9 protein-coding genes are annotated in these 10,959 nt (G+C 34.6%); 3 read left to right on the top strand and 6 right to left on the bottom strand.

The window, feature by feature from the left end; all coding sequences use genetic code 11:
- Positions 1-102 precede the first annotated feature (102 nt).
- The 6 genes from ABD792_RS14215 to ABD792_RS14190 all read right to left on the bottom strand — a co-directional run bounded on the left by ABD792_RS14215 (position 103) and on the right by ABD792_RS14190 (position 8,374).
- Positions 103-2,310: an NADP-dependent isocitrate dehydrogenase gene (locus ABD792_RS14215; RefSeq protein ID WP_345006927.1), complete on the bottom strand. Its 2,208-nt coding sequence runs from the start codon at positions 2,308-2,310 to the stop codon at positions 103-105.
- Between the two features lie 824 nt (positions 2,311-3,134).
- Positions 3,135-3,485, bottom strand: a complete 351-nt coding sequence (gene rplS / locus ABD792_RS14210; protein ID WP_345006926.1) for a 50S ribosomal protein L19 — start codon at positions 3,483-3,485, stop codon at positions 3,135-3,137.
- Positions 3,486-3,751: 266 nt separating this feature from the next.
- A complete protein-coding gene (gene trmD / locus ABD792_RS14205; protein WP_345006924.1) occupies positions 3,752-4,429 on the bottom strand; it encodes a tRNA (guanosine(37)-N1)-methyltransferase TrmD in 678 nt (225 codons plus the stop codon).
- 177 nt (positions 4,430-4,606) lie between these two features.
- A complete protein-coding gene (locus ABD792_RS14200; protein WP_345006923.1) occupies positions 4,607-5,227 on the bottom strand; it encodes a tRNA (guanine-N1)-methyltransferase in 621 nt (206 codons plus the stop codon).
- Positions 5,228-5,372: 145 nt separating this feature from the next.
- Positions 5,373-6,821 (bottom strand): glyceraldehyde-3-phosphate dehydrogenase, encoded by a 1,449-nt coding sequence (locus ABD792_RS14195; RefSeq protein WP_345006922.1) that lies wholly within the window; start codon positions 6,819-6,821, stop codon positions 5,373-5,375.
- A gap of 146 nt (positions 6,822-6,967) precedes the next feature.
- Entirely contained in the window at positions 6,968-8,374 is a 1,407-nt protein-coding gene (locus ABD792_RS14190) for a trypsin-like peptidase domain-containing protein (RefSeq protein ID WP_345006920.1), read from the bottom strand.
- A 246-nt stretch (positions 8,375-8,620) separates the two neighbouring features.
- On the opposite strand from ABD792_RS14190, the gene dapF reads away from it, so the two are divergent.
- Genes dapF through mltG form a run of 3 tightly spaced genes read left to right on the top strand, consistent with a single transcriptional unit; the run spans position 8,621 to position 10,959 of the window.
- On the top strand, positions 8,621-9,394 hold the full coding sequence (gene dapF / locus ABD792_RS14185; RefSeq protein ID WP_345006918.1) for a diaminopimelate epimerase: 774 nt from the start codon (positions 8,621-8,623) through the stop codon (positions 9,392-9,394).
- Positions 9,391-9,915 carry a GNAT family N-acetyltransferase gene (locus ABD792_RS14180; RefSeq protein WP_345006917.1) on the top strand — a complete coding sequence of 175 codons (525 nt, stop codon included), beginning with the start codon at positions 9,391-9,393 and terminating at the stop codon, positions 9,913-9,915. The genes dapF and ABD792_RS14180 overlap by 4 nt, the downstream gene beginning before the upstream one ends.
- Entirely contained in the window at positions 9,916-10,959 is a 1,044-nt protein-coding gene (mltG, locus tag ABD792_RS14175) for an endolytic transglycosylase MltG (protein ID WP_345006916.1), read from the top strand. It begins immediately after the preceding gene.

Below are 10,959 nucleotides of genomic sequence, written 5' to 3'. Positions count from 1 at the left end.
AATATTGCAAAATAATCTACCCTATAAAACAAAAAAAGTCGGAAGAAAAAATCTTCCGACCATGGCTACCTTTAAAGGAGCTTTTTAGAAGTATTAAATTTTTTACAAAATACTGTTAAGGATTTCGCTTGGTCTCATGGCCTTATTGGCTAATGTCTCATTTGGTTCGTAATAACCACCAAGATCTACAGGAACTCCCTGTATTTCGTTTAATTCATTAACGATTGCCTTTTCATTATCTGTTAGTTGTTTGGCAATAGGAGTAAACTCTTCTTTTAGGGCTTCATCTATTGATTGATTTGCTAATTCCTGTGCCCAGTACATTGCCAAATAAAAGTGGCTTCCCCTGTTGTCTAGTTCTTTAACTTTTCGGGAAGGGCTCTTTTTGTTTTCCAATAATTTACCTGTAGCTTCGTCTAAAGTTTCGCTTAAAACTTTGGCTTTAGCATTATTGTTAACTTCACTATAATGCTCTAGGGAAACGGCTAGGGCTAAGAATTCACCTAAAGAGTCCCAACGCAAGTGGTTTTCTTCTGTAAATTGCTGTACGTGTTTAGGGGCAGATCCGCCTGCTCCGGTTTCAAACAAACCACCACCATTCATTAAAGGAACAATAGATAACATTTTAGCACTGGTTCCAACTTCAAGAATAGGGAAGAGGTCGGTTAGGTAATCTCGTAACACGTTACCAGAAACGGAAATGGTGTCTTTACCTTCTTTAAGTCTTTTACAAGTAAAGATGGTAGCCTCTATTGGAGATAGAATTCTTAAATCTAAACCACTGGTATCGTGATCTTTTAAATAAGTATTTACTTTTTTGATTAATTCGGCATCATGGGCTCTGTTTTCATTTAACCAGAAAACAGCAGGTGTTTGTGAAGCTCTAGCTCTTGTAACGGCTAATTTTACCCAGTCTTGTATAGGAGCATCTTTAACTTGGCACATTCTCCAGATATCACCTTCTTCAACATTATGTTCTATAAGAGTATTTCCAGCAGCATCCACAACTCTAACCGTTCCATTAGAAGCTATTTCAAATGTTTTATCATGTGACCCATACTCTTCAGCTTTTTGAGCCATTAACCCAACATTAGGTACTGTGCCCATAGTAGTAGGATCGAATGCGCCATGCTCTTTGCAAAAGTCGATAGTTGCTGTATAAATACCGGCATAACTACTATCTGGAATTACAGCTTTTGTATCCTGTGCTTTACCATTGGCATTCCACATTTGTCCGGAATTACGGATCATTGCTGGCATAGAGGCGTCAATGATAATATCGCTAGGAACATGTAAATTGGTGATTCCTTTGTCGCTGTTTACCATAGCCAAGTCTGGACCATTGTTGAAAGCAGCATCAATATCTGCTGAAATTTCGTCTCTTTTTTCTTGTGGTAATTCGTCAAGCTTTTCAATTAAGTTGCCAAAACCATTGTTAACATCGACACCAATCTCTGCTAATATTGCTCCATGCTTGGTGAAGACATCTTTAAAAAATACACGTACAGCATGTCCAAAAATGATAGGGTCACTTACTTTCATCATGGTTGCTTTCATGTGCAATGAAAACAATACGCCATTTGCTTTTGCATCTGCTACTTGCTCTTCTAAAAAGCTTAAAAGCGCTTTTTTACTTAAAACAGTTGCATCAATTATCTCTCCTTGCAACAGAGATAAGTTGTCTTTTAAAGTAGTAACCTTACCATTAGTGCCTACATGCTCTATTTTTACAGTTGTAGCTTCTTGTATGGTAACCGATTTTTCATTGTGGGAAAAATCACCTGAAGTCATTGTGGCAACATGCGATTTGGAGTCGCTTGACCAGGCTCCCATAGAATGCGGATTCTTTTTTGCGTAGTTTTTTACAGCTTTGGGAGCACGTCTGTCTGAGTTCCCTTCACGAAGTACTGGATTTACAGCACTTCCTTTAATTTTATCATAACGCGATTTGGTATCGTTTTCAGAATCATTTACGGGTTCGTCTGGATAATTAGGTATAGCAAAACCTTGTAACTGCAATTCTTTAATAGCTGCTTTTAATTGCGGAATTGAAGCACTAATATTAGGTAATTTAATAATATTTGCTTCTGGCTTTTTGGCCAATTCACCAAGAATAGCCAAATCGTCTGGAACACGTTGATCTTCATTCAAAAAATCAGGAAAAGCTGATAGTATTCTAGCAGCCAGGGAAATATCTTTTGTTTCAATATCGATTCCTGAAGATTTTACAAAAGTTTTTACTATTGGTAAAAATGAACGAGTAGCCAATGCTGGCGCTTCATCGGTTTTGGTATAAATAATTTTAGACATTCGTGTCGATTTTTTTATGATTATAACAACAGCAAATAATACTAATATTTAGTGTTATTTTTTCGCGATGCGAATATACAAAAATTGGACTTTATAAATGGCCTAATATTTTATGAAGTGCTTTTAAGGCGTGTGGATTTAATAGAATAAAAAAAAAGATAATAACGGCTAAGGAATTAATAATAAAACACCTTAATTAATAAAAAAACAAAAGCCATATCACTGCAGATATTAATCTACTCTGACATGGCTTTCTTTGAAATAACATAACGTGATCTAATTAGTATAACCACTAAATCGATTTAAATTCAATTTAAACCTTTTCAATTCAAGTGCTGTTATTTCAAGAGAAACATCTTAATTCGTAATTTTCAAAATGTATCGACCTATTACTAAAATGTTTCTGTAATTGTTTTTCTTGATACTTACGGTTCCTTCCTTTAGGTTTTCCTTAAGCATTGCTAATTATTATATAACATGCACTTTCGATTCTGTTATTTTTTAAGCTTTCAATTATACTAGTTGCCACCTACCTTTTATATGTGGGACTTTTTATAATATCATGGCTTTTTGTAAGAACATATTTTTAATATGGCACAAAAAAACCTCAAAAAACAATTTATATAAAGAACGTTACTTTTCCTATAAATTTTTCTATTTATTTGAATGTTAGGCTAATATATAACATTTTCGTGTAAAATACAACTTTACTTTGGTATTTAATATCAACATGTTATGAGGTATGTTTATTAACTTTTGTTAATAAAAAAAGCCTAGGTAAATTACCTAGGCTTTTCATAGCTTGCTTATAAAGCAATAACTTATTAACGTCTTTTTTCCTTAATTCTAGCTTTTTTACCAGTAAGGCCTCTAAAGTAGTAGATACGTGCTCTACGTACTTTTCCACGTTTGTTAACTTCTATTTTTTGTAATGCTGGTAAGTTAATTGGGAAAATACGTTCTACACCAATCGAGCCAGACATTTTTCTGATTGTAAAAGTTTCTGAAGTTCCAGATCCTTTACGTTGAATAACAACACCTCTAAAAAACTGAGTACGTGTTTTGTTACCTTCTTTAATTTCGTAGTAAACGGTAATAGTGTCTCCAGCTGAAAATTCTGGAAAGTCCTTTCTTGTTACAAATTCGTCTTGAACAAATTTTACTAAAGATTCCATCTCTTTATGATTTAATTATATTGATTCAGAACAACGTTCACGATTTTCGTCAGAGGTTAATCCAAAATTGGGTGCAAATATAACCAATAATTAATAAAGCACAATTAATTATTGTCTTTTTTACATGCGCTATTTTTGAGGAGTTATTTTGCTTATATCTTTTTCAAGATGTTATTAATGAGTAACATGTGCCCTGTTTTAAGAATTCAATAGAGTATATGTTATTTTAGCGTATTTAAGTTAGCGTTAAGTAGCTAAAATAGCTATTAATCGCTTAGCAAATCGGGTCGTCTTTCTTTAGTTCGTTTATAGGCTTGTTCTTCCCGCCATTTATCAATTTCAGGTAAATTGCCACTAAATAGAAGTTCTGGAACTTTCCATCCTTTATAGTCACGTGGTTTTGTATAAATGGGAGGAGCAAGCAAATTATCTTGAAAAGAATCTGTTAGAGCAGAAGTTTCATTACCTAATACACCAGGTATTAAACGAATTACAGCATCGCAAAGTACAGCTGCAGCCAGCTCACCACCAGATAACACGAAATCACCAATGGATATTTCGCGTGTAATTAAATGGTCTCTTACGCGTTGGTCTACTCCTTTATAATGCCCGCAAAGAATAATAATGTTTTCCTTTAGTGATATTTGATTTGCAATACCTTGTTTCAAAGTTTCACCATCTGGAGTCATATAAATTACTTCATCGTAATGACGTTGCGATTTTAATTGAGAAATACATTTGTCAATGGGTTCAACCATCATGACCATACCGGCTCCTCCTCCAAATTGATAATCGTCGACCGATTTGTAATTATCGGTAGTATAATCTCTTAAGTTATGAAAGTGAACCTCAACCAAATTGGACTCTATAGCTCTTTTTAATATTGAAGCCTCAAATGGGCTTTTGAGTAGTTCTGGGAGAACTGTGATGATATCTATGCGCATGGTGATGTGTTAATAATGTGCAAAGATGCAAAGAATACAATGAATAATAAAAATCTATATTTAAAATAAAAACACAGCACTTTGTACTACAAAAAAATCCGCAATAAGATTGCAGATTTTTTAAGGTTTGATATTTTTTTATAAAGACTTGCCTAGAAATTAAAACGTTTTAGCGTATTAAACACCTTTTTGTTTGTTGATTTCGTCTTGAAGTTGACGTCTTACTTTTTGTTCGCGTTCCAAAGCTGTTTTGCGATGTTCTTCAAATTCTTCTTCAATTTCGGTTAGTGAGTGTTTTGCTGCTTTGGTGATTGCATTGCTGTTTTTAAATTTGTAAATAAAGAAAAGTAAGAAAGCCAATAAACATGCAATAATGGCCCACATAAGTATGTTGTAATTTGTTTTGCTCATTTGTAAGCCAAACAAAGCCATATTGTTTTTTTCATTGTTGGTTTTTTCCAGATCACTTTCGGTGTTTGAAAGTTTTGATTTCAGGTCAGCTATTTCCTTGGCTTGATTTTTAACATTAAGCTGCGTGTCTGCTAGATCTTTATGTATGGCTTTAAGGGAGTCCAGTGTATGCGCTTTTAATTGGGTAAGCCAATGATACTCTACATTTTTGTATACTTTACCATTGCCTTTGTAAGTGTATGACTTTTGAATAACATAATCAAACTGATTATCTATTGTACCACTGTTAAGAGAAAGCTTTTCTTTTGGCTCATCATTTTGAGCAAAATTGTATGTTGAACAAAAAAAGGCTAAGGTAAAAACAAAAAGACAGTTGGCGTATTTCATTTATAATTGGTTTAAGGTAGGTTAATTTTAGATTACGAAGTTAAAAAATATTGTTTTAGGGTTATAGCTTTTAATTAACAAAAAGCCTCACTTTATGTGAGGCTGGTTTATATACGTACAAAAAAGGTGTATGGATGTTTTGTTTTTAATAATATGTAAACCGTCTTACTTTAGCTATATATTTTGCTAATCTTATTACTTGATGACTATAGCCATATTCATTATCATACCATATGTACAAAACAATGTTTTTTCCATCTTTACGAACTATAGTAGCCTTGCTGTCATAGATAGATGGAGCAGAGCTCCCGATAATATCGCTTGAGACAAGCTCATCACTTAATTCGTATTTTATTTGTTCTACAAGATCTCCCTCGAGAGCATACTTTTTTAAGATTGTATTGACACCATCAAAAGACGTTTTGTTGTCCAGTTCTAAGTTTAAAATGGCCAAGGAGCCATTTGGAACAGGAACACGGATAGCGTTAGATGTTAGTTTTCCTTCCAAGTTGGGCAAAGCTTTTGCTACAGCGTTGCCTGCACCTGTTTCTGTAATAACCATATTCAGGCTAGCAGCGCGACCACGACGGTATTTAGTATGGTAATTGTCAACCAGATTTTGATCATTAGTATAGGCGTGAATGGTTTCTAGATGTCCGTGTTTTATACCGAATGAGTCGTCAATTGCTTTTAAAACTGGCGTGATGGCATTGGTTGTGCATGAAGCTGCAGAGAAAATATTTGTCTTGTTTGGGTCGTTATCGAAATGATTAACACCATACACAATATTAGGAATGCCCTTACCTGGAGCGGTTAGTAATACCTTATCAACACCAGTAGATTTTAAATGTCTGCTAAGCGCTTCCTTGTCTCTGTAAGCCCCCGTGTTATCAATAACCAGAGCTTTGTTTATACCGTATTTTGTATAATCTATTTCTTCTGGAGCTTTAGCAGAAATAATATTAACAGTAGTGCCATTTATGGTCAAAGCCATGTTTTTTTCATCTATGCTAACTGTGCCAGGGAAATAGCCATGAACAGAATCGTTGCGCAATAAAGCTGCGCGCTTTTCTAGTGTTTTAGCATCTATTGCCCCTCGTGTAACAATAGCTCTTAAGCGTAACTGACTCCCTTTGCCAGTGCGAACCATGAGTTCTCGAGCTACTAATCTGCCAATCCTGCCAAAACCGTAAAGAATTACATCTTTTGGTATGATGACTTTGTTTTTATTGGCGCCTTTTAATTTAGCTGCAACAAAATTCGTGGCGTTACTATATTTATCTTCTTCTAAATGAAATTCGTAAGTAAGTTTTCCAATGTCTAATTTAGCAGGAGGGATATCGAGTGTTTTTATGGCTTGGGCTATTTCTACAGAGTCAAATATTGAAATAGGCTTCTGGACAAATTTGCCGGCATATTCATGCAAGTTTAAAATCTGACTTACATTTCTGTCAATCAACTGGTTTCGAAAAAGTACAAGCTCAATGGATTTGTCATACCAAAGGTCGCTTATAATTTTAATAAATTCAACACTAGCTCTGCGTCGGTCTGCCTGAAAAGCTAGTTCTTTTTCATAAGTTTTGTTAAAACTCATTGCTTTAATTATTTAGAGTGTTGTTATAGATTTTCGGCAAAAATACTATATTTCAAACGTTTTCGTAGCGTATTCTTATAAAAAAATAACCCTTCAAAAAAATCAAGTTTTTGAAGGGTCTAAACGTTAGGGTAGTTTATCGGTTGCTACCTAAAAATAACTTCTTTTCTTTGGTTTCTTTTGTTTATGTATTCAAGTCTTTTAATGTTGTCCAAAATATCATCACCGTACTTGTTTTTTAACTCGGCTATGTCTTGGATGGATTCTATTTTTCTGTCGTTAATACCGGTTATAATATATCCTTCAGTAATGCCTAAGTTGGAGAGTAGCCATTTGTTTTCAGAGTTTTTAACTCTTACCCCATAATCAATATCATAAGCTTTTTTAAAGGAATCCGATAAGTCCTGAAGTTCCATATCCATAAATCTCACCGATAAAATCTCTATGCTGCTTATGGTTACGGGAACACTTTTTGTTTGGTTGCCTCTTAAGACTTCTACTTTAACCACATCGTTAGGGCGTTTTGTTTTGATATAACCGCTTAGATCCTCGAACTTTGATATTTCTAAGTTGTCAAGTTTTTTTATGATATCTCCACTTTTAATACCAGCTTTATCAGCACCAGAATTAGGAGTAACCTCAGAAACATAGACACCTTCAATGTCATTGACTCCCAATTTTTCTGCTTCTTCGGTGTTCTTATTTAAAATGCTAACACCAAGAATACCTTTTTGAACGTTACCATACTCTATAATATCCATAAACACCTTTTTGGCAATATTGCTGGGCACGGCAAAAGAGTAACCAATATAAGATCCAGTTTGAGAAGTAATGGCTGTATTGATACCTATGAGGTCACCTTTAGTATTGACGAGCGCTCCACCAGAGTTGCCTGGGTTTACGGCTGCATCGGTTTGTAAAAAATATTGCTCTCTTTGCCCCGACAGGTCTCTGGATTTAGCACTTATAATGCCCGCAGTAACGGTAGAGGTTAAATTAAATGGGTTTCCAACGGCTAATACCCATTCACCTATTTTGGCTTGATCGGAATCTCCAAATGTTATAACAGGTAAGTCTTCGTCTGTTTCAATTTTAATAACGGCAATATCAGTTTTGGGATCAGAGCCAATAACTTTAGCATCGTATGTTTTATTATTATTTAGGGTTACAGACAGTTCTTGCGAGTTGTCAATAACATGATTGTTGGTAACTATATAACCATCAGGTGTCACTATTACTCCTGAGCCCGTTCCTAATTGAGCTCGTTGAGGGCGCCTTCCGTAGAATAGGTCTTGTAATGTCATTTCTCCCGAGCTTATGGTTAGATTTTTAACATGAACCACGGCATGTACTGCTTTTTCTGCCGCTACTGTGAAATCCAGTCCTTGAACCCCTGTATTTAGTGTATTACTACTAACCGGTAGAAACGTAGCAGGGGTATTATTGGAAATTACAATGGGTTTGTTTTCAGGTGCTATAAACAATTTATACGCTCCTAGTGTTATAATGCCTCCTAAGGCAGAAACTACTACTAATGATAAGATCTTCTTCATTTGTTTAAAATTTTTGATTAATACATGTGCCAAAAATTTTTGCACTTTCAGTAATTGTTGAGAACAAGCATTAATTGTAACTGTTGCTCATTTTAAAATTTCAGTTAAACTTTTTTCAAATTAATAACGATTAAAATTAAATATTTATTGAATTCATAATTTAGCTTTAACGATTTTTAACGTAAACTTTAACGATGATTTAACAACGCAAAAAACAGTTTAATATTCATATATTTGTGCTCTATTATGCAAGAGACTTTTTATAAATATCAAGGAACGGGAAACGATTTTGTGATGATTGATAATCGTCAACAAACATTTGACAAAAATAATACCAAATATGTGGCACAGTTGTGTGACCGACGTTTTGGCATAGGGGCAGACGGGCTTATTTTACTAGAAAACCATGATGCCCTAGATTTTAAGATGGTTTATTATAACGCTGATGGTAACGAAAGTTCTATGTGCGGTAACGGAGGCCGTTGCTTGGTTGCCTTTGCAAAGCAACTGGGCGTTATATCCAACAAGGCCGTATTTGAAGCTATAGATGGTATTCATCATGCAACTATAGACAATGGTATTGTTAGGTTGCAAATGCAGGATGTAGATACAATCGAAAAGTATGACAAGTATCTTTTTTTAAATACCGGTTCACCGCATCATGTGCAGTTTGAGGAGCATTTACAAGATTTCGATATCAAAAGTAAAGGTTCGGAAATTAGATATGGTGCGCCATACAATGAAGTAGGTACTAACGTAAACTTCGTGAAAAAAGTAAAAAATGACGTTTTTGCAGTTAGGACTTACGAGCGTGGAGTAGAAGACGAAACCTTATCCTGTGGCACTGGAGTTACGGCTGTGGCGCTAGCTATGCATAGTATTGGAGAGCTAACAACTAATCTGGTTACCTTAAAAGTACAAGGAGGGGAGTTGCAGGTGTCTTTTGAGGTTGAAAATGGGCTGTATAAAAACGTTTGGCTTATTGGACCAGCAACCTTAGTATTTAAGGGAGAGATATGATAACACTAAAAGGAAAGCATATTTACTTGCGTGCCCTGGAACCTGAAGATCTTGAATTTGTTCATGATATAGAGAATAATGAAAGTATCTGGGAAATAAGTAATACTCAAACCCCTTATTCTAAATTTTTAATCAAGCAGTATTTAGAGAATGCCCACAAGGATATTTTTGAAGTAAAACAATTGCGATTGGTTATTTCAAATTATGATGATGAAGCTTTAGGGTTGATTGATCTTTTTGACTTTGATTTTAAAAATTCGCGAGCTGGAATAGGAATTTTGTTAAAAGAGTCGAAAGACCGTGGCAAAGGGTATGGTAGTGAAGCTCTTAAATTATTAATTAATTATAGCTTTACACATTTAAATTTACATCAATTGTATTGTAATGTTTCTCATGATAATGAAGCGAGTATTAAACTCTTTGCAAAACAAGGGTTTGAAAAAGTTGGTGAAAAAAAAGATTGGAACCGTATCAATGGTATCTACAAAAATGAATATTTGTTTCAGCTCATAAATAATTAAATGTATATTAAAAAAATTCTTTTAGCTATTGTTTTTCTAGGATTGGCAATTGCTGCCTACTTTGCCTATTTTGTGTATACTACCATGTTTAGTGTAAATACTGCCTTTAATAACGAAAGTGCTTATATATATGTAAAGTCTACCGACTCTTATGACGCGGTACGAGAACAGTTAGAGCCTCTTTTGAAGGATATTGACAAGTTTGATGCACTTGCCAAGCAAAAAAAGTATGTAAGCAATATTAAGCCTGGGCGTTATATGATACGTAAGGGGATGAGCAATAATGATATTATCAATTCTATTAGGAGTAATAATTTACCGGTTAAGGTCTCTTTTAATAATCAAGAAACACTTGAAAAGTTGGCGGGTCGTATTGCGATGCAAATAGAAGCGGATAGTGCTTCTTTGTTAAAGATTATGAAAGAACCTTCTTTTTTTACTAATAGCAGATTTAATGAGGCTACAGCTTTAGGGATGTATATTCCTAATAGTTATGAGCTTTTTTGGAATACGACAGCAGAACAATTTAGGGAGCGAATGCTAAAAGAGTACCAGCGTTTTTGGAATGATTCAAGAAAGGCAAAAGCAAAAGCTATTGGTCTATCCGAAGATCAAGTAATGGCATTGGCTTCTATTGTTCATGAAGAGTCTAAAAAGGCTAAAGAGCAACCAAGAATAGCGGGGGTTTATATGAATAGAATTAAGATTGGAATGCCGCTTCAGGCAGACCCCACACTTAAGTTTGCAGCTTATAAATTGCCTAAATATAAAAATACGGTTATTAAACGTGTTTTAAATGTACATAAGGAAATAGACTCACCATACAATACATACAAAAAATTAGGGTTGCCACCTGGTTTAATAGCCATGCCCGATATTTCGGCAATTGATGCGGTTTTAAACTACGAGAAGCATAAATACTTGTATTTTGTTGCTGATGCAGATCGATTGGGCTACCATAAATTTTCTAAAACATTATCGCAACACAATGTTTACGCCAGGGAATACCAACGGTATTTATCTTCTCAAGGTATTATTAGGTAA

Source organism: Snuella lapsa, assembly GCF_039539345.1.
Classification (GTDB): Bacteria; Bacteroidota; Bacteroidia; order Flavobacteriales; family Flavobacteriaceae; genus Snuella; species Snuella lapsa.
This window is presented reverse-complemented; position numbering and strand designations above follow the sequence as displayed.